This is a genomic window from Streptomyces sp. NPDC040610 (genome assembly GCF_055594065.1).
The window spans coordinates 137,533-162,619 of the sequence record NZ_JBVIXA010000008.1 but is presented as its reverse complement, the minus strand read 5'-3'; the positions used below and the strand labels follow the sequence as shown (position 1 = coordinate 162,619).

2 protein-coding genes are annotated in these 25,087 nt (G+C 74.7%); one reads left to right on the top strand and one right to left on the bottom strand.

Annotation, left to right across the window (positions count from 1 at the left end; genetic code table 11):
- Window positions 1-290 precede the first annotated feature (290 nt).
- Complete coding sequence (locus tag ACZ6AA_RS26520) at window positions 291-10,115, top strand: amino acid adenylation domain-containing protein (RefSeq protein ID WP_471460362.1); 9,825 nt, start codon at window positions 291-293, stop codon at window positions 10,113-10,115.
- Window positions 10,116-10,295: 180 nt separating this feature from the next.
- Here the strand turns inward: ACZ6AA_RS26520 and ACZ6AA_RS26515 are convergent, their stop codons facing one another.
- Complete coding sequence (locus tag ACZ6AA_RS26515; RefSeq protein ID WP_471460360.1) at window positions 10,296-25,064, bottom strand: amino acid adenylation domain-containing protein; 14,769 nt, start codon at window positions 25,062-25,064, stop codon at window positions 10,296-10,298.
- Between the last annotated feature and the right edge of the window lie 23 nt (window positions 25,065-25,087).

Below are 25,087 nucleotides of genomic sequence, written 5' to 3'. Positions count from 1 at the left end.
CGCTTTGTTTCGTATGGCGGTGGCGGCTCCTTCGACTGTCTGGACGTATTCACGCTCTACTCGGAGGTAAGCACGCCCTACAGCAGGTCACACGGCATGCCGAGCCTCCTTACGACACGTCATGTCACATCTGTGCACGGTGAATACACCCAGTGTGACGAAGCGGCCGGCCATTCGCTCTTGGATTGCAATGTGTAACTTCTCCGGGGCCCGACCAACCCTGCTGAGCGAAATCCCGCGCCTATTCAAGTCACCTCTGTGAATAAGCCCCGAGAGCGGAAGAGTTCAGCTTGTCCACGAACCAAGGTCTGGCCACGACCGTCCTCGCGCAGGCCCGTCGCCGCCCCGATGCCGTCGCGCTCGTCGACGGCGAGCAGACCCTCACGTACGCGGAGCTCGACGCGGCGAGCGCAGCGGTCGCCGACGCGCTGCGCCACCACGGACTGCGGCCGGGGCAGGCCGTCGCCGTCTGCCTGCCGCGCTCGTGGGAGCTGGTCTGCGCCATGCTCGGCGTCCTGCGGCTCGGCGCGACCGTCGTTCCGCTCGACGCCCAGAGCCCGCCCGAGCGCCGGCGCCACATCCTGACGGACTCGGCCTGCGCGGCGGTGGTGCGCGGCACCGCCGCTCTCGACGAACTGCCCGAGGGAATCCGGCCGTTCGACGTGTCCTCGCTGCTCCAGGGCGCGCCCGGCGCGGCCGGAGTGCTCGGCGCGGCTCGTGTGCCCGGCGAAACCGTCGGCGACAGCGTCACGCCCGACAACGCTGTCAAGGACAGCACCGGCGTCTCCTTCGTCTTCTACACCTCCGGCAGCACCGGCCACCCCAAGGGCGTCGAGGTGCGGGACGCCGGAATCCTCCGCCTGGCGCGCCCCGGCTATCTGCGCCTTGACGAGGGCGCGCGCTTCGCCTGCCTGTCCAACCCGGCCTTCGACGCGATCAGTTTCGAGGTGTGGGTACCGCTCCTGACGGGCGGCCGGTGTGTGATCCTGCGCGACGAGACGGTGCAGACCCCCGACGTCCTCGCGGCCGAGCTGGAACGGCTGCGCGTCGACGTCCTGTTCATCACCGTGGCGCTCTTCAACGCGATCGTCGACAAGGTGCCGCACTGCTTCTCCGGCATCGGCCAGGTACTGGTGGGCGGCGAGCAGCTCAACGCGCGGCTGATCCGCCGCTGGTTCCGCGACAACCCCGAGAGCCCCACCCGGCTCCACAACGTCTACGGCCCCACCGAAGCCACCACGTTCGCCCTCTGCCACCCGATCCCCCGCGACCTGGACAGCGAGGTGATCCCGATCGGGCTCCCGCTGCCGGGCACCGGGGCACTCGCGGTCGTCGACGGCACCCGCGCCGCCGAACCGGGCGAGGTGGGCGAGCTGTATCTGTCCGGCGAGGCGCTCGCGGCCGGGTACCGCAACCTGCCGGAGGAGACCGAGCGCCGCTTCGTGAGCCTCCCCTCGCACGATGCCGGAGCCGGCTCCGGAACCGACCGCCATTACCGCACCGGCGACTTGGTGCGCGTCGACGCCGACGGCCGCGTCGAGTACGTCGAGCGCGTCGACCGCCAGGTCAAAGTGCGTGGCTTCCGCGTCGAGCCGGGCGAGCTGGAACGGCAGATCGTGGCCCACCCGGCGGTGCGTCAGGCGTACGTCTGCACCCGCCGCGACCCGGACGGCGTCAATGAGCTCCTGGCCTATCTGGTGCTCGGCGGGGACCTGTCGTACGACGACTTCGACCGCCATCTGGCCGCGAGCCTGCCCGCGTACATGCGCCCCCACCGCGCCTACCGGGTGGACGAGTTGCCGCTCAACGCCAACGGCAAGGTCGACAAGTCCGCTCTGCTGCGACGGACCGACGCACCCTGGACCGCCGCCGGTGACGGACGTCCCGAGGACGCGGGGCCCGTCACCGAACAGCAGCGCGAAGTGCTGGCGCTGGCGGGCCGGATCCTGGGCGTCGGCGATCTCCGGCCCGGTGACCGGTGGGTGGCGAGCGGCGGCGACTCGTTGAAGGCGCTGCGGCTGCGCTTCGAGGTGCGGCGGCGCTGGGGCCGTGACCTGCCCCAAGCCCTCGTCCTGCGCGCCGACTTCGCCGGGCTCGCCGCCGCGATCGAGGCGGGCCGGGCCGGGGACGGCGTGCCCTACCCGCCGGTTGCCGCCCCCGCGGCAGCCGCCTTCGCACCGGCCACCTCCGAGCAGCAGCGCCTGTGGCTGCTCCAGCAGCGGCGACCGGACTCCCGCGCCTACCACGTGCCGCTGGCCTTCCGCCTCGACGGCGCCGTCGACACCTCGGCGCTCCGCCACGCCCTGCGCGCCCTCGTGGCACGGCACCCGGCGCTGCGCACCGCCTTCGAGTCCACGCCCGCAGGGCTGCGGCAGGTGGTGCGCGACGCCTACGACCCCTGGGCCGAGCCCACGGACGAAGCGCTCCGCTCCGAAGGCGGCCGCCGCGCCTTCACCGACGACTTCTTCGCCGCCCCGTTCGACCTGGCGGTGCCCCGGCTCCTGCGCGCGTGCTGGCTTCCGTCCCCGGGCGGCGGCGAACTCCTGCTGCTCGCGCACCACATAGCCGTCGACGGCTGGTCGCTGAACGTGCTGTTCGGTGAGTTGTCGGCGGTCTACGCCGAGTACGCGCGAGCGGCGAGCGGTGAGCCGCAGGCCGCGGCGGGGCACCTGCCCGCCCCGACCGCACTGCCCACCGCGCCCCCGGACGCCCCGCCGGTCCCGACCCCCCTCGACCACGCCGCCTGGCAGGCCGCCTGGTTCACGCACGACGCCTACCGAGCCCAGCGCGCCGAACTGGGCCGGCACTACGCCGCGTCGGCGAGCGAGCCGACCCCCCTGGAGCCGGTCCGTACCGCCGGGCCCACCCCCGACGGCCGCCTGCTGCGCACCACGCTGGACGCGGGTCGCCGCGCCGCCCTCGACCGGCTCTGCGCCGACCTCGGCCTCACCCGCTTCGCGCTCCTCCTGGGCGTGTACGCCTGGAGCCTGTACGGGGTGACCGGGCGCACCGCTCCCCGGATCGCCGGGCCGGTCGCCGGACGGCCCGTGCAGGAGTTCGAGGCGAGCGTCGGCATGTTCGCGAACACGTTGCTGCTGCCGCTGGAACTGGCGCCGCGCGAGCGGCTGCGCGCCCAGTTGCGGCGGCACGCCGACACCGCGCAGGCGGTGCTCGACCGGCAGGACGTCGCTCTCGCCGACGTCCTGGCCGACCGGGAGGCGGGCGCCGGGCAGACGCCGTTCGACTTCCTCTTCGTCCTGGAGAACACCGACTTCGGCGCGCTCGCGCTGCCCGGCTGCACGGCACGGCCCGAGTGGCCGACGCCGAGCGAGGCGAAGTGTCCGCTGACCCTGTCGGTGGTGGAGCACGGCGCGAGCGTCGACTGCCTGTGGGAGTACGACGCCCGGTACTTCGGCGCCGACGAAGTGGCCGCCCTCGACGTGCTGTTCCGCCGCGCCCTCGACCTGCTGGCCGCCGGAGCCGACCCCACCCTCGCCGAGCTGGTGGCGCCCCACCGCCGCGGCCTGCCCGAACCCGGCCGCGCCGCCCCGACGCGACCGGACTTCACCACCGTCGCCGAGGGCTTCGCCGATCAGGTCCGCCGGACCCCCGACGCACCGGCGCTGGCGTCGGCGGACCGCACCTTCACCTACACCGAACTCGACGCGCATGCCGCCGCGTTGGCCGCCGAGCTGCGGCACGAGCACCCGTCACCGCCGGACGGCGACGGCCCCCGTCACGTCGCCCTGTACCTCGACGCCTCGCCCGAACACGTGGTGGCGCTCCTCGCGCTGGCCCGGCTGAACCTGACCGTCGTGCCCCTCGACCCCTCGTACCCGCCCGCGCTGCTGCGGCAGATCCTGGACCAGGTGGAGCCGCTGTGCGTCCTGGTGCCGCCGGACGGGGCGCCCGCGCTCGACGCGTTCGCCCCGGCCGGGCTGCCGCGCCGACCGGTCGCGCTCCCGGACCGGGCGCCGACCACCGACGGCGCGTTCACACCGCATGACGGACGGCAGCCGCTGTACACCCTGTTCACGTCCGGCTCCACGGGCGTCCCCAAGGGCGTGCGGGTGCCCGACCGGACGCTGTGCAATCTGCTCCAGTGGCAGCGGGAGTCCGGTGGTCTCGCGGCGCCCGCGGTCACGCAGCAGTTCTCCATGCTGTCCTTCGACGTCTCCTTCCAGGAGATCTTCGGCACGCTGTGCGGGGGCGGCCTGCTCCATCTCATGCGCCCCGGTCTGCGCCAGGACGCGCCCGCGCTCCTCGACCGGCTCGAAGCGGACGGGATCGAGCGCCTCCACCTGCCGTACGTGGCACTCCAGGTCCTCGCCGAGCACGCTGTCCGCCTCGGCCGCTACCCCTCGCGGCTGCGTGACGTCATCACCGCCGGTGAGCAGTTGCTGTGCACGGACGCCATTCGCCGCTGGTTCGCCGGACTGCCCGGCGCACGCCTCTTCAACCACTACGGGCCGACCGAGACGCACGTGGTCAGCGCGCTGTGTCTGGACGGGGACCCGGCGGGCTGGCCGGAGCGTCCGGCCATCGGGCGGCCGATCGCGGGCGCCTGGCTGCGGGTCGTCGACGACGCCGACGAGGCCCTGCCGCCGGGACGCCCCGGCCGCCTCCTCATCGGCGGCCCCATGGCGGCGCCCTGCTACCTGGGCGACCCCGCGCTGAACGCGGAGCGCTTCGTCGACGTGCCCGGCCTCGGCACGTTCTACCGCAGCGGTGACATCGCCCGCTTCGACGCGGACGGGCTGCTGCACTACCTGGGCCGCGACGACCAGCAGATCAAGGTGAGCGGCCACCGCCTGGAACTCGGGCAGGTCGAGGCGGCGCTGCTGCGGCATCCGGACGTCGTGAACGCCGTGGTCGTACGGGACGCGGACGCGCTTGTCGCGTGCGTGCAGGTGCGGGACGGGGCCTCGGGCACGGGATCGGCCGAGGGCGCGCGCACGGACGGCTTGGACGGCTCGGACGGCTCGGGCAGTGCGGCGGCGCCACGGGGGCTCACCGCGGATGCGCTGTCCCGGCATCTGGCGCCGCTGCTGCCCTCGTACATACGCGTCGACCGCTTCCGGCGCGTGCGGGCGCTGCCGCTCACGCCGAGCGGCAAGCTGGACCGGCGGGCGGCGCTCACCGCTCCCGGCGAGGAACTGCGGCACTCCGGCAGCGGCGCCGGGCCGGTTCTCTCGGCGTACGAGGCCCGGCTCAGCGAGCTGTTCCAGGAGGTGGTCGGGCGGCCCGTCGGGCCCGAGCAGCGCTTCTTCGACGCCGGGGCGTCCAGCCTGGACCTGATGCGGTTCCATCTGCGGTGCACCGCGGAGCCGGAGCTGCGGTTCACCATCCCCGATCTGTTCGAGCACGTGACGGTGCGGCGGCTGGCCGCGTTCCTGGAGTCCGCGCTTCCCGCTCCGGAACCCACCGGGACCCTGCCCGCCTCCGCACCTGCGCCTGTCCCTGCACCTGTCCCCGATGCCGCCTCCGCCGTCGACGAGCCCATCGCCGTCATCGGCATGGCGGTGCGTCTGCCCGGCGCCGACGACCTCGCGGCCTTCTGGGACCTGGTGCGTACCGGGGCCCGCGGCATCGAGCACTTCGACGCCGCCGAAGGACTGGTCGGCGCGCGCAGCCAGATGTCGGGCCTGCTGTCCTTCGATCCGGAGCACTTCGGCATCAGCCGACAGGAGGCCCGGCTGATGGATCCGCAGCAGCGGCATCTGCTGATGAGTTCCGTCCAGGCGCTCGCGCACGCCGGGATCACCGACCCGGGCGCACGGCGCGTCGGGCTCGTCGCCGGGTGCGGCGAGAACACCTACTTCCAGGCGCTGCTCCGCGAGGGCGATCCCGAGCAGGTGCCCGACAGCTTCCAGATGGCGCTCCACCACGACAAGGACTTCCTCACCACCAAGGTGGCCTACCACCTGGACCTGTCGGGACCTGCCTTCACCGTGCAGGCGGCGTGCGCCAGTTCGCTCGTGGCGGTGCACGTCGCGGCCGGGCTGCTGCGCCAGGGCGACGCCGACGTGATGCTCGCGGGCGGGGTGCTCGTCGACACGCTCCTCACCGACGGCTACGCCTACCGTCCGCAGCACATCTTCTCCAAGGACGGACACTGCCGGCCGTTCAGCGACGACTCCAGCGGGACCGTCGGGGCGAGCGGCGTCGGCGTGGTCGTCCTCAAGCCGCTGCGCTCCGCACGCCGCGACGGCGACACCGTGTACGCGGTGATCACCGGCTCGGCCCTCAACAACGACGGCTCGGGGAAGCTCAGTTACAGCGCGCCGTCGCTCGCCGGGCAGCGCGAGGTGATTCGTGGTGCACTGCGCCGCAGTGGGCGTGACGGCGGTGAGGTGGGCTATGTCGAGGCGCACGGCACGGGTACGCAACTGGGTGATCCGGTGGAACTCGGGGCTCTGCGGCAGGCGTTCGGGGTGTCGTCGGAGGCGGGCGTGGGCGCCTCGGGCGACGAGGAGGGTTCGCACGGATCGGGCGGCTCGGGCGGCGCAGACGGCACAGGCGTCGTGGATGGCGGCTCGGGCGGCGCGGTCGGCTCGGGCGGCTGCGCGCTGACCTCGGTGAAGAGCCAGATCGGTCATCTCGGCGCCGCGGCGGGCGTGGTCGGTCTCGTACGGGCCGCCCTCGCCCTGCACCACGAAGTGATCCCGCCCAACGTCGACTTCCACCGGCTCAACCCCCGACTCGGCGCCGACGCGGCCCCCTTCCACATTCCGACCGAGGCGCGCCCCTGGCCCGCCGGGCGCCCCCGGGTGGCGGCCGTGAGCAGCTTCGGCATCGGCGGCACCAACGCGCACCTCGTCCTCGAAGCGGACGGGGAACCGGCGCCGGGCGGGGCTGCGAGGTCGCACGAGCCACCGGCGTCGGTCGGCCCCGCGTCGCGCCGTCCCGTCGTGCCCTGTCTGGTGCTGTCGAGCAGCAGCGCGGCCGGGCTGCGCGCCGACGCCGCCCGCATCGCCGACTATCTGGAGGCCCGGCCCGAGGCGTACGACCACGTCCTGCGCCATCTGCAAGGCGGGCGACCGGCACGGCACCGACGGGCCGCGGCGGTCTGCGCCGACGCCGGGGCCGCCGTGGCGTGGCTGCGTACGCTGTCCGCCGTCGAGGCACCCGGCATCGACACGACGGCCCAGGAAGGCCCCCGCACCGCCGGGGACCGCACGGCCACGGAACTCGTCGACGCCTGGCTGGCGGGCCGGGCCGTCCCCTGGCCCGCGGGACCCGCCCAGGCCCCCTGGGACTTCCCCCCACCCGCCTTCCACCTCGCCGAGTACGACTTCCCACGCGCCGCCCCCACAAGGACCGCTCCCCCGAGCGCCGGCCCGCGCCGGCCGGAGGCCGACTGGCCGCAGCGGCTGCCCGAAGCCGACTGGCTGCACCAGCCGCACTGGATACGCCTCAGCCGCGCCCGCACGCCCGCCGGTCCGCGCGCCTCCGCGACGCTGGTGGCGCTGACCGCCGAGCCGATGCCGTCCGAGGCACTGCGCCCCTTCGCGGACGTGTACGAGCGGGTGGTGCGGGTCAGTGCGGGCCGCGCCTTCGCCCGCCTCGCGGACGACGTGTACGAGGTGGATCCCGCCGACCCCGGCTCACTGCGGCAGTTGCTCACCGCGCTGACCGAGGCGGGACCGGCAGGGCCGTCAGCACCCTGCGGACCAGCAGGTCCCCTGGACATCGACTGGCTGCACGCACTGCCGCTCGCCGTCACCGGGCCCGTCGGCGACGACACCCTCGACCGCGCCCAGGGGGCCTGCCTGGACACCCCGGCGGCCCTGCTCCGGGCGGCGGCGGACCTGCCGGACTCGCTGCGCCTGCGCCCCTGGTGGCTGTCGTACCGCGCCCAGCCGGTCGAAGGTGACGTGCTGCGCCCGGAGTTGGGGCTGCTCGCGGGCGCCGGCGAGGTGGCACCGCAGGAATGTGGCGTCGACGGCCGCTGGCTGGACCTGCCCTCCGGGGACCCGGGCGACTGGGCCGCCGCGCTGGCCGCGCTCCTCGCCGAGGCCGACGCCTCGACGGGCCTGCCCCGGCGGCTCGCACTGCGCCACGGCTACTGGTGGCGGCAGGCGCTGCTTCCCGTGCCCGCGGCCGAAGCGCCCGACGCCATGGAACCCGGCACACCGTCGGCCGGGGCCGACACCCATGTGATCCTCGGCGGCACCGGGGGGATCGGCGTCGCCCTCGCGGCCTGGCTGCTCACGCGGTCCGACTGCCGGGTCGTCCTCACGTCCCGGCGCCCCCGGCTCCCCGCCGACCTGACGCCGTGGGCGGACCGCGTCGAGCTGGTCGAGGCCGACCTGGCGACGGAACCGACCCAGGTGGTCCTGGAGCGGATCGAGGCGCGCGCCGGGCGGATCGGCGGCGTGGTGCACGCCGCGGGCGAGGCGGGCGGCGGGCTGATCGCACGCCGCGACGGCGCCGCGATGCGGCGGGTCACGGCGGCCAAGCTGCGGGGCGCACTCCTGACGGAGCGTCTGATCGAGCGCCACCGGCCGGACTTCGCCGTGTACTGCTCGTCGATGGCCGCGCACTTCGGAGGCATCGGCCAGTTCGACTACGCCGCCGCGGCCGGTCTCCTCGACGGCTTCGCCCGCCACCGCTCCGCAGAAGCCGAGACCACGGTGCGCCTCGGGATCGGCTGGGACATCTGGAGCGAGGTCGGCATGGCCCGCGACGCCCTGCGGTCCGACCCCCGGCACCAGGCGCATCTCGCGGTCGGCCTGGCGGTGAAGGAGGGACAGCGGCTGTTCGCCAGGGCGTTGACGCTGGGCCTGCCGCAGCTCCTGGTGTCCACCACCGACATCGGGCGGGCACGTGACTTCTACGTCGCGCCCGCGGGCACCCAGCCGGGGGCACGGCACGAAGACACCGTTCCGGCAGGCCCGACCGCCGGTCAGAGCCCTGGCCCGAACACCGGTCAGCGCGCTGGTCACCGTGCGGGGCAGGAGCCCGATCAGGTCACCGCCCGGCTCGGCGACTGGGCCCGGTCCCTGCTCGGCCTGGACGACATCGACCCGGCCGCCTCGCTGTACGACCACGGCGCCGATTCCCTCATGATGCTCGACCTGATCGCCAAGGTGGCGGAGCACTACGGAGTCGACGTGGAGCTGTCCGAGCTGAGCCACCGGGTCAGCCTCAACGAGGTGGGCTCCCGTGTCACCGGCACCCCCCGGCAGGCGACACCGACACCAGCACCAGCACCAGCACCAGCACCAGCACCAGCACCAGCACCGGAGCAGGCAGCGCCGACGGCGGGCCAGGTGGCTCAGACACCAGGTCAGACGACACGGACAGCGGATCAGGCAGCCGCAGCGCAAGCCGCCGACGACGATCAGCTCGTCTCCGTGGAGGTCTGGCAGCAGGGCACCGGCCGCGACCTGGTCTGCCTCGTCCACCCCGTCGGCGGCGACATCCAGGCGTACCGCGCCCTGGTCTCCGAACTCGCCCCGCACCTCACGGTCTGCCTGATCGCCGACCCCGCGCTGCGGCGGGCGGACCTGCCCGGCTGGTCGATCGCCGACCGGGCCCGCCGCTATCACGCGGCGCTCCAGGCCCGCTTCCCGCACGACGCGTGGCAGTGGCGGCTCGCGGGCTGGTCGTTCGGCGCCTGGGTGGCGCACGCCATGGCCGCGCAGGCGGAGGCGGCCGGGCGTCCGGCCACGCGGCTGTATCTGCTCGACCCGCCGCCTCCGGGTGCCGCGCGGCACTTCCAGGCGTACGACGAGACGCAGTTCGATGCGGTGTTCGCGCACGAGCTGGGCCAGGGTGACGCCGGGGGTGCGGCGAGCCCGCGGGCGGCGGCGTACGCGGAGCGACTCGCCCGCTGCTGCCGCGCCAACGTGGCGGGCCTGGCGCGGCACGAACTGCCCCGGCTGACCCGCACGCCCACGCGCGTGTGGCTCGCGGGCCGCGCGGTGGCCGGGCTGCCGCCCATGGGCGCGCCGGACGCGCAACGGCGTTCCTGGCAGGCGGAGTTGCCCCGGCTCGCTTCCTGCGACGTGCTGGACGCCACGCACTACGGCATCGTCCGGACCCCACAGGTGCGGGTGGTGGCCACCACGATCAACGCCGACTCCCGGCCGGACGCGACGCCACGCTGAGCGGGCTCCCGGCGCGCGCGTCCGCCGGGAGCATCGCCGCCACCCGCACCACCCGCACCACCCGGGCCACTCGCACCCCCCGCACCACCCATCCGGCCGTCACCGCACCGCTCCCCCGCCCGAGAAACCCGGCCCGAGGGGGGCGGTACGGAACGCCGTCCGCCCCCCTGCTCCCCGCCGCTACTCCCCGTCCACGGCCTCGCCCCCGCGAGCAAGGCCCAGCTCGGACCGTACGAGTGCCGCCACCTGCCGCACCTCGTCGCTCTCCAGCATCTCCCAGTGGTCGCAGGGCAGTGGCTCGACGAGGTAGCCGCCGCCCGCGCGCCGTCCCCAGAACTCCCGTACCTCCTCGCGGTAGGCCTCGGGCGCCTCCTCCTCGACGGCCTGCACGAAGACGGTCCTGGCCGGGGTCGGCGGCGGGGCGTAGGCGGCGATGGCGACCCGGTTGTTGTTGTAGACGTCGAAGTACCGCTCGATCTGGTCGTCCTCGATGCCGGGGTACATGCCGTTGAACTTGACGAGCTTGTCGCGGAAGTCCGCCATGCCGACCGGGCCGACGGCGGCGCGCGCTGCGGTGTCCTCCGTGCCGGGCGCGTCGAGGAGCACGACGCTCAGGCGGGTGTGGCCCGCGGCGGCGAGGCGGCGGCCCAGCTCGTGGGCGACCAGGCCGCCGAACGACAGCCCCACCACGACCAGCGGGGCGCCGTCGAGGAGCGGCTCGGCCAGCTTCTCGTACGCCTCGGCCATCTCCTCGACCGTCGGCAGGAACGCCTCGCCGGGGTGCAGGCCGGGCGACTGGATGCCGTACACGCCGACGGTGTCGGGGAGTTCCTTGGCCAGCGAGAGGTAGCAGAACGCGGTGCCGCCCGCCGGGTGGACGCAGAGCACGCGCGCGTGGCCGTCGCCCGCGCGGAAGGAGATGAGGTCGCTGGGCGGGGCGCCGGAGGCACCGCCGCGCAGCCGTTCGGCCTGCTCCTCGATGGTCGGGTGGAGCAGGACGTCGCGGACCGAGACCTCCTCGCCCAGTTCCTCACGGATGGCGTGGGAGAGCTTGATGGCCGAGATGGAGGTGCCGCCGACGTCGAAGAAGCTGTCCCGGATTCCGATGTCGGCGGTGAGCAGGAGCCGCCGCCACAGTTGGTAGAGGGCCCATTCGGCGTGGTCGCGCGGGTTGGCGCGGTTGACCTGGACGGGCCCTTCGGCGTGCGCCCGCTCGACGAGGGCGGCCCGGTCGAGCTTGCCGTTCGGGGCGAGCGGGAGCCGGTCCAGGGTCAGGAAGAGCGAGGGCACGAGGTACGTCGGCAGGCGCTCGCCGAGGAACGCGCGCAACTGCCCGCCGGACGGCCCGCCCACGGCCGGGTCGACGGGGACCACACAGGCGAGCAGCTGCGGAGCGCCGTGCTCCACGCTGACCACGACGGCGGCCTGGGCGACGCTCGGGTGCTGGGTCAGGGCCGCCTCGATCTCGGCGGGCTCGACGCGGATGCCGCGGATCTTGGTCTGGTCGTCGGCGCGGCCCGCGTACACGAGTTGCCCGTCGGGGGTCCAGCGGGCGAGGTCGCCGGTGCGGTACATCCGGGCACCGGGCGGCCCATAGGGGTCGGCGACGAACCGCTCCGCGGTCAGGGCGGCCCGGCCGTGGTAGCCGCGGGCGACGTGGCCCGCCACGTACAGCTCGCCGACCGCGCCGGGCGGCAGCGGTGTGAGGGCGGGGCTGAGGACGTGGGCGCGCATGTTGCCGAGCGGGGTGCCGATGGGTGTGGCACCCGTGTCCGCCGGGCGCTCGTCGGCAAGGGCCGCCTCGTCGGCAAGGGCCGCGCCGGTGGGGCGTTCCTCTCCCAGGCCGGTGCGGCGTTCCTCGGCATCACGCCCCTCCGCCGTGAACGTCGTCGCGTAGAACGACTCGGTCTGCCCGTACGCGTTGACGACGCGCGCACCCGGCACCGCCCGGCGCACCCGCTGGACGAGCGCGGCGGGCAGCGCCTCTCCGGCCAGGACGACGGAGTCGGCGCGCAGCGCCCCGTCGTCGAGCTGGTCGAGGAGTTCCGCCAGGACCGACGGCACGGCGCTGAGCAGGCCGCCGCTCCAGCCGCCGCGCTCGCCGACCGTGAGGACGTCGCGCACGACCTCGACGGTGCCGCCCGCGGCGAGGGTGGTGAGGATCTCGAAGACGGACACGTCGAAGTTGACGGACGTCGCGGCCAGGGTGCGGGTGTCGGCGGTGACCCCGGTGGCGTCGGCCAGGCGCAGCGCGCCGTTGACGAGGGCGCGGTGCGTGAGCGTGACGCCCTTGGGGGTGCCGGTGGAGCCGGACGTGTACATCACGTACGCGGCGTTGTCGGGCCGCGTCACCTCAGGCGCCACGTCCGGCCCGGGTGCGGCGAAGTCGACGTCCTCGACGCACAGGTGGGGGACATCGTCGTCAGGGGGGAGTACGTGGGCGGTGGCAGTGCTGGTCAGGACGAGGGCGCAGCGGCCGTCGGCCAGGATGTGGGCGAGGCGGGCGCTGGGGTAGGCGGGGTCGATGGGCAGATAGGCCGCGCCCGCCTCCAGGACGGCGAGCATGCCGACGACGAGGTCCGTGGTGCGGGGCAGTGCCAGGCCCACCACGGTCTCGGGGCCCGCGCCCCGGGCGACGAGTTCGCGGGCGAGCCGCCGGGTCCGCGCGCCCAGTTCGGCGTACGTCAGGCAGACCTCGCCCCCGGTCACGGCGGTGGCGTGCGGGCACTGGGCGGCGCGCTCGGCCACGAGTCGGGGGACGGTCCAGTCCGGTACGTCGACGGCGGTGCCGTTCGCCCGGTCGAGCAGCAGCTCGCGTTCGGCGTCGAGCAGGAGGTCGAGGCGGGCGAGCGGGGTGTCCGGGTCGGCGGCGATCTGGTCGAGGATGCGGGCGAGGCGGGCGGCGATCGCTTCGACGGCGGCCCGGTCGAAGGTGCCGTCGCGGTACTGGAAGTCCATCCGCAGGTCCGGCTCCGCGATCACGGTCAGCGGGTAGTGGGTGCCGGAGATCGCCCGGGTGCCGGTGACGTTGACCCCGGCCGCCGCGAGCGCGGAGGCGAGTCGGGGCCGGTCGACCGGTATGGACTCGAAGACGAGCATCGTGTCGAAGAGGGTGCCGAGCCCGGTCCCCTTCTGGATGTCGCTGAGGCCGTGGTGATGGTGGTCCAGGAGGACGGCCTGGCGCTCCTGGAGCGCGGTGAGGACCTGCGCGAGCGTGTCCTGGGGCGCGTACCGCACCCGTACGGGAAGGCCGTTGACGAACAGGCCGACCATCTCGCCGACGCCCGGAACCTGCGGCGGCCGCCCGGAGACGGTGGTGCCGAACAGCACGTCCTGGCGTCCGGTGAGCCGGCCGAGGAGCAGTCCCCAGGCGCCCTGCAGGAGCGTGTTGAGGGTGAGGCCGAGGTCGGCCGCCCGGTCCTGGAGTGCGCGCAGCGTGCGGGGCGGCACGCGCAGTTCCACGTGGCCGGGGTCGCTCCGCTCGACGGCGGTGGCCGGGGCGGGCCCGGCCAGGAGCGTCGGCTCGCTGATCCCGTCGAGTTCGCGCGCCCAGGCGCGTGCGGCCGCCTCCTGGTCCTGCCCCGCCAGCCAGCCGAGGAAGTCCCGGTACGGGCGGACGGCCGGCAGCCCCGAGGCGTCGCCGTCGGTCGCGTACAGGTGCAGCAGGTCCGACACGAGCAGCGGCATGGACCAGCCGTCGAACAGGACGTGGTGGGCGGAGAGCAGCAACTCGGCGCGCTCCGGGCCGGTGTGGGCCAGCGTCATCCGCAGCAGCGGCGGCTGTGCGGGGTCGAAGGGGACGGCGCGGTCCGCGGCGATGAGCCCTTCGACGGCCGTCTCGACGTCGGCGGTGTCGAGGCCGCGCAGGTCCACGACGTGCCAGGGCAGCGGTACGCCGTCGACGACGAGCTGGACCTGTTCGCCCGCCGCGCCGGTCGTGAAGGCGGTGCGCAGGGCGGCGTGCCGGTCGAGCAGCGCCTGGGCCGCGGTCCGCATCCGCTCGGCGTCGACGGCGCCGCCGAGGCGCAGCACGAAGTGCACGTGGTAGGCGTCGTACGAGACGTCGGCGAGGCTGCTCTCGAAGAGCAGCCCGGACTGTGCCGCCGTCACGGGCCAGACGTCGGCGAGGCCGGGGTGGGCCCGCTGCCATGCCTCGCGGTCGCCCGGCTCCACCGCGACCAGTGGCCCGTCGGCACGCTCGGGTTCGGGGGCGAGGGTCCCGGCCTCCGCGGTCTCCGCCGGTTCGGTCGCGATCGCCGCGAGGTGGGCGACGGTGCGGTGTTCGAAGACCTGCCGGGTCGTCAGGGCGATGCCGTGCGTGCGGGCGCGGGAGACGACCTGGACGGAGCGGATGCTGTCGCCGCCGATGGCGAAGAAGTCGTCGTCCACACCGACGCGTTCGAGGCCGAGGACGGCCGCGAAGGCGGCGGCCAGGAGCCGTTCGGTCGCGGTGCCGGGCTCGCGGTGGGCGGTGCCTTCGGCGCTGTCCGGCCGGGGCAGGGCGGCCTTGTCGAGCTTGCCGTTGGGGGTCAGGGGCAGCGCGTCGAGGAGGACGAACGCAGTGGGCACCATGAACTCGGGCAGCCGCGCGGCGGCGTACCGGCGCAGCTCCTTGACCCGCATCCCGTCGGCGGTGGGCACCACGTAGCCGACGAGCTGCGCCGTCCCCCGGTGCGCGCGCACCACGACGACGGCGCGGGCGACGCCGGGGTGCCGGGTGAGGACGGCCTCGATCTCGGCGGGCTCGATGCGCAGGCCGCGGACCTTGATCTGGTCGTCGCCTCGGCCCAGGTACTCCAACTGGCCGTCGGGCAGGCGGCGTACGAGGTCGCCGGTGCGGTACATCCGGGCGCCGGGCGGGCCGTACGGGTCGGCGACGAACCGCTCGGCGGTGAGGGCGGGGCGGTTGCGGTAGCCGCGCGCCAGGCTGGGCCCGGCCACGTACAGCTCCCCCGGGGTGCCCTGGGGGGCGGGGGCGAGGCGCTCGTCGAGGACGCGGACCCGGACGTCGAGGGCCGCCGTGCCGATGGGGGCGGGGCCGGTCGTCAGCGGGGCGCTGAGCGTGGCGCAGACGGTGGTCTCGGTCGGGCCGTAGGCGTTGACGAAGCACCGGCCCGGCGCCCACGCGGTGACGAGGCCCGGCGGGCAGGCCTCGCCCGCGACGGTCAGCGCCTTCAGCGAGGTCAGGGTCGTCGGGGCCGTCTCCGGGAGGGTGGCGACGACGCTCGGCGGCAGCGTCACGTGCGAGACGTTGCGCTCCGCGAGGGTCTGGAACAGCTCGTCGCCCACGAGGCGCCGCTGGCGCGGCACGATCAGGGCGGCCCCGGTGGTGAAGGCCTGCACCAGCTCGACGAACGCGGCGTCGAAGCTCGGCGACGCCACCTGCAGGATGCGCGAGCCGGGCTCGATCCCGAGCCGCTCGCGCTTCGTGGCGCTCAGCGCGGCCAGACCGGCGTGGGTGACGGTCACGCCCTTGGGGCGGCCCGTCGAGCCGGACGTGTAGATCACGTACGCCGGGTGGGCCAGCGCGACCGGGACCTTCGGCTCGGTGTCCGGGGCCTGTCCCCAGGCCGTCCGGGTCTCCTCGCCGTCGACGGCGAGCACGTCCACGGGGAGCCCCCGCGGCAGCTCCGCGAGGCAGTCCGCGGTGGTCAGGATCGCCGCCGGGGCCGCGTCCTCGACCATGTACGCGATCCGGTCGGCCGGATACTCCAGGTCGAGGGGAAGGTAGGCGGCCCCCGCCTTCAGCACGCCGAGGGCCACGGCGACCTGGTCCGCGCAGCGCGGCATGGCCACACCCACCAGGCTCTCGGCGCCGACGCCCCGGCCGAGCAGCCAGTGCGCGATCCGGTTGGCCCGCGCGTCCAGCTCCGCGTACGACCACACGGCTTCGTCGGACTCCACGGCGAGGGCGTCCGGGTCCTGCCGCACCCGGGCCGCGAACAGCTCGGGGAACGTGGCCTGTTCGACCTGGAGCGGGGCCTGCACCCGTTCGGCGGCGAGGAGTTCGCCGCGCTCCTGACCGGTGAGCAGGTCGGCGTAGCTGATGCGGTGCGAGGGGTGGGTGACGGCAGCGGTGAGGAGCCGTTCCCAGCGGGCGATCAGGGTCTCGACGGTGGCCGCGTCGAACAGTTCGGTGGAGTACTCCACGCCGACCTGGATGCCCGTGGGCCGCCGGTCCTCGAAGGTCTCGTTGAGGCTGAACAGCAGGTCGTAGCGGGCCGTGCCGGTGCTCGCGTACGCGACGCCGACGCGGAGGCCTGGCAGCGCGAAGCGGCCCTCCTCGTTGTTCTGGAGGACCAACGCGATCTGGAACAGCGGGTGGTGGGACGTGGACCGTTCCGGGTTGAGCTTCTCCACCAGGGCCTCGAAGGGGACGTCCTGGTGGGTGTAGGCGGCGAGGCTCGACGTGCGGACCTGGGTGAGCAGTTCGGCGAAGGTGGGGTCGCCGGAGGTGTCGGTGCGCAGCACGAGGGTGTTCACGAACAGGCCGACGAGGTCCTGCAGGTTCTCGTCGGTGCGCCCCGCGATGCCGCTGCCGATCGCGATGTCGTCGCCCGCGCCGAGCCGGGTCAGCAGGGCGGCCATGGTGGCCTGCAGCACCATGAACGGGGTGGCGTCGGCCGAGCGCGCCAACTCGACGATGCCCCGGTGGAGTTCGGGCCCGAAGGAGGAGGTGAGCAGTGCGCCGGTGTAGGTGAGGGCGGCCGGGCGCGGGCGGTCGCCGGGGAGGGTCGTCGTCTCCGGCAGCCCGGCGAGCCGCTCCGCCCAGTAGGCGTTCTGCTCGCTGAACAGGCTCTCGGGGTCGGCTGGTTCGCCGAGCAGCTCGCGCTGCCACAGCGCGTAGTCCGCGTAACTCACCGGCAGTGGCGCCCAGTCGGGCGCGCCGCCCCCGCTGCGGGCCGTGTAGGCCGTGGCGAGGTCACGGGCCAGCGGCGCCACGGACCAGCCGTCCCCGGCGATGTGGTGGATCACCAGGGCCAGGACGTGGGCGTCGTCACCCGTGCGGAACAGGCTCGGGTGCACGGGGACGTCGGCCGCCAGATCGAAGACGTGGCGAGCACCGACGGCGACGGCACGGTCGAGTTCGTCGGTGCCGGACACCGCCCGCACCGTCAGCGGCGGCCGCGCCTTCTCCGGCGCGAGCACGTGCTGGTACGGCCTGCCGTCCTCACCCTCGGGGAACACGGTGCGCAGGGTCTCGTGCCGGGCGATCACGTCGTGCAGCGCCGACTCCAGCGCCTGGACGTCCAGTTCACCGTCCAGGCGGAGGACGAACGCCATGTTGTACGTGGGCGAGGGACCCTCGAACTGGTGCAGGAACCAGAGGCGTTGCTGGGCGAAGGAGAGCGGCGGGCGTTCGGGGCGCTCGTCGAGGCGGGTGAGCGGGGCCCGGGTGCGCGCGCCGTCCGCCAGGTGCGGGACGAGCGCGGCCACGCTGGGGTGCGCGAAGAACACCCGCAGCTCGACCTCCGCGCCGAGGGCGGCACGGATGCGGCTGATCAGCTTCGTGGCGAGGAGCGAGTGGCCGCCGAGGGCGAAGAAGTCGTCGTCGATGCCGACGCGTTCCACGTCGAGGATGTCGGCGAAGAGGTCGCACAGCAGCTCCTCCTGGAGCGTGCGGGGCTCGCGGCTGCCCGCCTGCGGGGCGAAGTCCGGCGCGGGCAGGGCCCGCCGGTCCAGCTTGCCGTTGGCGCTCAGCGGCACGGCGGCGATCGCCACCACGGAGGCGGGCACCAGGTGCGCGGGCAGGCGCTCTTGCAGGTAGCCGCGCAGCGAGCCGACCAGCACGCCGATCCGGGTCGCCGCGGCCGGGTCGCTGGCCAGCCGCTTGTCCCCCCGCCCGGAGGGCAGGTAGACGCCGGTCAGGGCGCGGCCGGCCACGGGGGCGTCGGTGAGGATCAGCGCCTCGAACCGGTCGCCCGCGTCCGCCCAGGTCGACAAGGCGCTCCAGCCGAGCGCCTCGGCCCAGCCCCGCACCTGCTCCGGATCCAGCGCCGGGTGCCCGGCCGGGGCCTCCATCAGCTCGGCGTCGACAGCCAGGGCGACCTCGCCGCCGACGCGGGCGTTGGGGATCCCGGTCACGCGCAGCGCGTGCCCGTCCTGGGCGCGGACGAGGGCTTCGAGGCCCCTCAGGTCGGTGACCTGGTGGCCCCAGGTGACGGTCGGGGCGCCGCTGACGTCCTCGACGCGGGTGCCGGGCCTGTGCAGGACGACCTCGTAGCGGTGGCGGGTGAGTTCGTTGTGCGCCGCGCCGGTCTTCAGGCGGATGTCGACGCCCGCCGCGCCGTGGCGGGCGGCCCACTGGTGGAACCACTCCGGGTCGAGGACCAGTTCGGGCTCGGTGAGCATGGCCCGCGCGATGGCGGCCCGCGCAGCCGACGGCGCGACGGCCTGGTGCTTGGCGTTCTGGGTGTGGTGCACCCCGGAGGCGAACAGGTGCAGCGACCCGGCGTTGCGCACGTCGCCCACCAGGATGCGCCCGCCCGGCCTCAGCAGCGTGAAGGCCTGGGCGAGGACCTGGTCCAGGTACGCGGTGTGCGGGAAGTACTGGATCACCGAGTTCAGGACCACCAGGTCGAAGCGGCCCACCGGCAGCCCGCTCACGTCGTCCGCATGCTGGTGGCGCAGCGTGACCTTGTCCGCGAACCCGGCGTCGGCCACCTCCCGCGTCAGCCGCCCGATCACCTGCGAGGACAGGTCGGTCGCCCAGTACTCCTCGACGTGCGGCAGGACATGCGCCATCAGCAGCCCCGCGCCCACGCCCAGTTCGAGCACCCGGTCCGGCCGCCAGCAGGTGATCTGCCGCACCGCGGCGTCCCGCCAGTCGCGTATCTCGTCCAGGTCGATCGGCTCACCGGTGTAGCTGGAGTTCCAGCCGGTGAAGTCCTCGCCCCACTGCGTGGTGGGCGCCGAGTAGACGTCGTCGTAGATCTGCTCCCATTCGCCGACCTGCCGCTCGGCCTCCGCCACCTGCTGGGCGCCGTCCAGGTCCGGCACGACGTACGCCACCAGGCGCTTGTCGTCGTCCGCCGCGTGCACCGTGACGACCGCCCGCGCCACGGACGGGTGGTCGGCGAGGACCGCCTCGATCTCGCCGGGTTCGATGCGCATGCCGTGGATCTTGACCTGGTCGTCGGCGCGGCCGAGGTACGTCAACTGGCCGTCGGGGAGCTGCCGTACGAGGTCGCCGGTGCGGTACATGCGGGCTCCGGGCGGGCCGTAGGGGTCGGCGACGAAGCGTGCGGCGGTCAGGCCGGTGCGGTCGTGATAGCCGCGGGCCAGGGAGGGGCCCGTGACATAGGCCTCGCCGGGGGCGCCGGGCGGCACCGGGGCGAGGCGGTCGTCGAGCACGCGGACCCGGGCGTCGGCCACGGCGGTGCCGATGGGGGCCGCGGGGCCCGTGAGGGGCGCGCTCATGGTGGCGCAGACGGTGGTCTCGGTCGGGCCGTAGGCATTGACGAACTGCCGCCCCGCGCTCCACCGCGCGGCGAGCCCCGGCGGACAGGACTCGCCCGCGACGGTCAGCACCCGCAGCGCGCCGAGCGTCCGCGGGGCCTCGTCGGGCAGGGTGGCGACGACGCTCGGCGGCAGCGTCACATGGGTGATCGCCCGCTCCGCGAGGACCTGGTGCAGGTCGTCGCCGACCAGGCGCCGCTGCCGGGGCACCACGAGCGCCGCCCCGCTGGTCAGGGACTGCACCAGCTCCCAGAACGCCGCGTCGAAGCTCGGCGAGGCCACCTGCAGGACGCGGGAGGCGGGTTCGACGGCCAGGCGCTCACGGATGGTGGCACTGAGCGCGGCCAGACCGGCGTGGGTGACGGTCACGCCCTTGGGGCGGCCCGTCGAGCCGGATGTGTAGATCACGTACGCCGGGCGGGCCGGGGTGAGGGCGACGTGCGGCGCGCGGTCCGGGGCCTGCCGCCAGGCGGCCTCGGCCTCCTCGGTGTCGACGGCGAGCACGTCCACGGGCAGGCCCGGCGGCAGCTCGCCGAGGGCGTCCCGCGTCGTCAGGAGCACCGCCGGAGCCGCGTCCTTGACCATGTACGTGATCCGGTCGGCCGGATATTCCAGGTCGAGGGGAAGGTGGGCCGCGCCCGCCTTCAGCACGCCGAGCGCGAGCGCGACCTGGTCGGCACGGCGCGGCATGGCCAGGGCCACCAGGCTCTCGGGCCCGACGCCCCGGCCGAGCAGCCAGTGCGCGATCCGGTTGGCCCGCGCGTCCAGCTCCGCGTACGACCACATGGCTTCGTCGGACTCCACGGCGAGGGCGTCCGGGGCCTGCCGCACCCGGGCCGCGAACAGCTCGGGGAACGTGGCCTGCTCGACGGCGGGCCCGGGAGTCGGCGCGGTCAGGTCGCGGTGCTCGGCGGCGGTGAGCAGGTCGGCCTCGCCGATGTGCCGGTCGGGGTCGGCTACGGCCGCGGTGAGCAGGCGCTCCCAGCGGGTGATCAGGGTCTCGATCGTCGCGGCGTCGTACAGCTCGGTGGAGTACTCGGCCGTCAGGGCGATGCCTCCGGGGCCGGTGCCGCCCCCGGAGGTCTCCGTGAACGTCTCCGTCAGGCTGAGCATCACGTCGTAGCGGGCCGTGCCGGTGCCCCGGTCGTCGACGTCGGCGCGCAGGCCGGGCAGCTCGTAGGCGGCTTCCTCGTTGTTCTGGAGGACCAACGCGATCTGGAACAGCGGGTGGTGGGAGGTGGAGCGCTGCGGGTTGAGCTTCTCCACCAGGGCGTCGAAGGGGATGTCCTGGTGAGTGTAGGCGGCGAGGCTGGTCTCGCGGACCTGGGCGAGGAGGTCGGCGAAGGTGGGGTCGCCGGAGGTGTCGGTGCGCAGCACCAGGGTGTTCACGAACAGGCCGACGAGGTCCTTGAGGTTCTCGTCGGTGCGGCCCGCGATGCCGCTGCCGACCGCGATGTCCTCCCCCGCGCCGAGCCGGGTCAGCAGGGCGGCCATGGTGGCCTGCAGCACCATGAACGGGGTGGCGTCGGCGGAGCGCGCCAACTCGACTACGCCCCGGTGCAGTTCGGGCGGGAAGGCGCGGCGGAGCACGTCGCCGCTGTAGTCGAGATCGGCCGGGCGCGGGCGGTCGCCGGGGAGGGTCGTCGTCTCCGGCAGCCCGGCGAGCTCCTCGGCCCAGTAGGCGTACTGCTCGCCGAACAGGCTCTGCGGGTCCGTCTCGTCGCCGAGCAGCTCGCGCTGCCACAGCGTGTAGTCCGCGTAACTCACGGGCAGCGGCGCCCAGTCGGGCGCGGTGTGCGCCGCCCGGGCGCGGTAGGCGGCGGTCAGGTCGCGGGCCAGCGGGGCCAGGGACCAGCCGTCCCCGGCGATGTGGTGGATCACCAGGGCCAGGACGTGCGCGTCGGCGCCGGTGCGGAACAGCCGCGCCTGCACGGGGATGTCCGCCGCCAGGTCGAACGCGCCGCGGGCGGCCGCGGTGAGGCAGTCCGCCAGCGCGGCCTCGCCGTCCACCTGCCGCGCCGTGAGCGTGACCCGGTGGCTCCGGGCGACCTCGTCGGCGTCCAGGACGTGCTGGTACGGCTCGCCGTCGGCCTGGGGGAACACCGTGCGCAGCGTCTCGTGCCGGGCGATGACGTCGTGCAGGGCCGACTCCAGCGCCCCGACGTCGAGCGCGCCGGTCAGGTGGAGGACGAACGGCATGTTGTACGTGGGCGAGGCCTCGTACTGCTGGAGGAACCACAGGCGCCGCTGGGCGGGCGACAACGGCAGCCGCTCGGGCCGCTCGGCGCCCGGGGTGAGCGGGGTGCGGGCGCGGGCGGAGCCGTCCAGGCGCGGGGCCAGTCCGGCGGCGGTGGGGTGGGCGAAGACGGTGCGCAGCTCGACCTCGGTCCCGAGTCTCGCGCGCAGGCGGCTGATGAGCTTCGTCGCGAGCAGCGAGTGGCCGCCCAGGGCGAAGAAGTCGTCGTCGACGCCGACCCGCTCCAGGCCGAGGACCTCGGCGAACAGGCCGCACAGCAGCGCCTCGCGGGGCGTGCGCGGGGCGCGGCCGGTGGACTGGGCGGCGAAGTCCGGTGCGGGCAGGGCGCGCCGGTCCAGCTTGCCGTTGGCGTTCAGGGGCAGCTCGGCGACGGCGAGGACGGCAGCGGGGACGAGGTGGGCGGGCAGCCGCTCCTTGAGGTGGTCGCGGAGCGATCCGGCCAGGGCGTTGATCCGGGCGGCGGCGGCCGGGGCGTTGGTCGCCGCCGCGTCGGGACGGCCGGACGGGAGGTAGGTGCCGGTGAGGGCACGCCCTTCGGCCGTGCCGTCGGTGAAGACCAGCGCGTCGAAGCAGTCGCCGGTACGCGACCAGGTCACCGCGGCGCTCCAGCCCCGCGCCGCGGCCCAGTCGGCGAGCTGCTGCGGGTCCAACGCCGTGTGTTGCGGGTCCAGCGCCTCCTGCTGCGTGCCCCGTGCCGTCTGCTGCGGGTCCGACGTCGGCCCCTGCGGAGCCGACACAGCCCGCTGCGGGCCCGCCACCGCGTCAGCCGCGGACCGCCACGGAAGGAGGCGGGCACCGACAGCCAGGGCGGCCTCGTCGCGCAGGCGCGCGTTGGGGACACCGGTCACGCGCAGGACGCGCCCGTCGCCTTCGCGCACCCGCTGCTCGACCGCGCGCAGATCGGTGACGTGTCGGCCCCACTCCACCACGGGGGCACCGCTGACGTCCTCGGCGGTCACGCCGGGCTTGTGCAGAACGACTTCGTAGCGGTGGCGGGTCAGCTCGTTGTGGGCGGCGCCGTCCTTGAGGCGGACGTCCACTCCCGCGGCGCCGTGGCGCTCGGCCCAGCGGGCGAACCAGTCGGGGTGCAGGGCGAGTTCGGGATCGGTGAGGATCGCGCGGGCCACGGCCACCCGCACCGCCGACGGCTCGTCGCCCGGACCGTCCGGTTCCTGGGCCTGCCGCGCCCCGGCGTGGAACAGCGGCAGCGTGTCCGCGTTGCGTACGTCCCCGACCACGATCCGCCCGCCCGGCGCGAGCAGCGTGAAGGCCCCGGCGAGGACCCGGTCCAGATAGGCGGCGCCCGGGAAGTACTGGGCGACGGAGTTGAGGACCACCGTGTCGAAGTGGCCCTCCGGCAGGCCGCGCACGTCGTCGGCGCTCTGGTGGCGCAGCGTGGTCCGGTCCCCGAACCCGGCCCGCTCGGCCTCGCGGGCCAGGCGGTCGACGGCACGGGCGGAGAGGTCCGTGGCCCAGTACTCCTCGACGCGGGGCAGCAGACGGGACGCCAACAGGCCGGATCCGGCGCCGATTTCGAGGATCCGGCGCGGCTCCCAGGACGTGATGCGCCGCACCGCCGCGGCCCGCCACTCCCGCATCTCGGCCACGTCGATGGGCTCGCCCGTGGCGCGGGAGTTCCAGCCGGTGAAGTCCTCGCCCCAGGCCGTGTCGGGGGCGGCGTAGACCTCGTCGTAGACCCGCTCCCACTCCTCGACGACTCCCGGCCCGGACTCCGCGCGAGGGCCCGGGCCCTCCTCCTCGTCCGCCCGGTCGGGCTCCGGCACGACGTACGCCACCAGGTGCCGTTCGCCCGCACGGTCCTGCCGCAGGACCACCGCGGCGCGGGCCACGCCGGGGTGCCGGCCGAGGGCGGCCTCGACCTCGCCGGGCTCGATCCGGAAGCCGCGGATCTTGACCTGGTCGTCGGTGCGGCCGTGGAAGGTGTAACAGCCGTCGGGCGCGCGGGAGACCAGGTCACCCGTGCGGTACATGCGGCTGCCGGGGCGGTCGCCGAAGGGGCAGGCCACGAAGCGTTCGGCGGTCAGGGCGTGGCGTCCCGCGTAGCCGCGGGCCAGGCCCTCGCCCTCCAGGTACAGCTCGCCGGGCTCGCCGTCCGGCACCGGGGCGAGCGCCGCGTCCAGGACGTGCGCGCGCAGGGCGACCAGCGGCCGGCCGATCGGCACCACGTCGCCGAGGTGGTCGGCCGCGGTCATGGGGTGGAAGGTGGTGGCGACGGTCGCCTCGGTGGGCCCGTACCCGTTCACCACGGTCAGGCCCGGGCAGGCGCGCAGGACACGCGTCACCGCGGCCGGGGACAGGGCCTCCCCGGCGGCGCACACCTCACGCAGCCCGGCGAAGGCCGTCGGGTCGTCGTCGGCGATCAGCGCGAACAGGGCCGCCGTCAGGACCACCATGGTCACGCCGTGGTCGGCGACCGCCGCCGCGAGCACGCGCGCGTCGATGCGTCCGGGCGGGGCGAGCACGACGGTGCCACCGCCGAGGAGCGGTATCCACAGGTCGTACGTGGAGGCGTCGAAGGCCACGGTGTTGTGCATCAGGAGCCGCTCGTGGTGCCCGGCCGCGAAGGCGGGGTCGGCGGCGAGGCCCACGACGCCTCGGTGGGTGAGGGCGACGCCCTTGGGCAGGCCCGTGGAGCCGGAGGTGTACATCACGTGCGCGAGCTGGTCCGGCCGCGTGCGGCACGCGGGCCGTGCCACGGAGGCCGCGGCGAGGTCCGCCGCCGTGCCGGGCGCGTCCAGGACGAGGCGGGGCGTGCCGTGTTCGGGCAGGTCGGCCGTGGTGCGGGCGTCGGTGACGAGGAGGGCGGGCGCCGCGTCGTCGAGGAGGAACCGGAGGCGCTCGCCGGGGTGTTCGGTGTCCAGGGGGAGGTAGAGCCCTCCGGCCTTGAGGACGGCGAGGACGGTGACGACGTACGCGGCCGAGCGCGGCAGCGCCACGGCGACGACGGACTCCTGGCCGACTCCGTGCGCGCGCAGGACCTGGGCGAGCCGGTTGGCCGCCGTGTCCAACTCACCGTACGACAGGGGTGTGCCGGTCCCGCCGACCACGGCGGTCGCATCCGGAGTGGCGTCCGCCCACTGCTCGAACCGGGCCGCGACGGTCGTGTCCGCCGTGGCCCCGGAGAGGGCTGTGGCCCGAGGGGCAACTGCGGCCTGAGCGACAGCCATGTCTGATGTGGCCAGAGAGGCGGACGGGTTCTCCGGGACAGCCATGCAGGCACGCTCCTTCTGTGGCC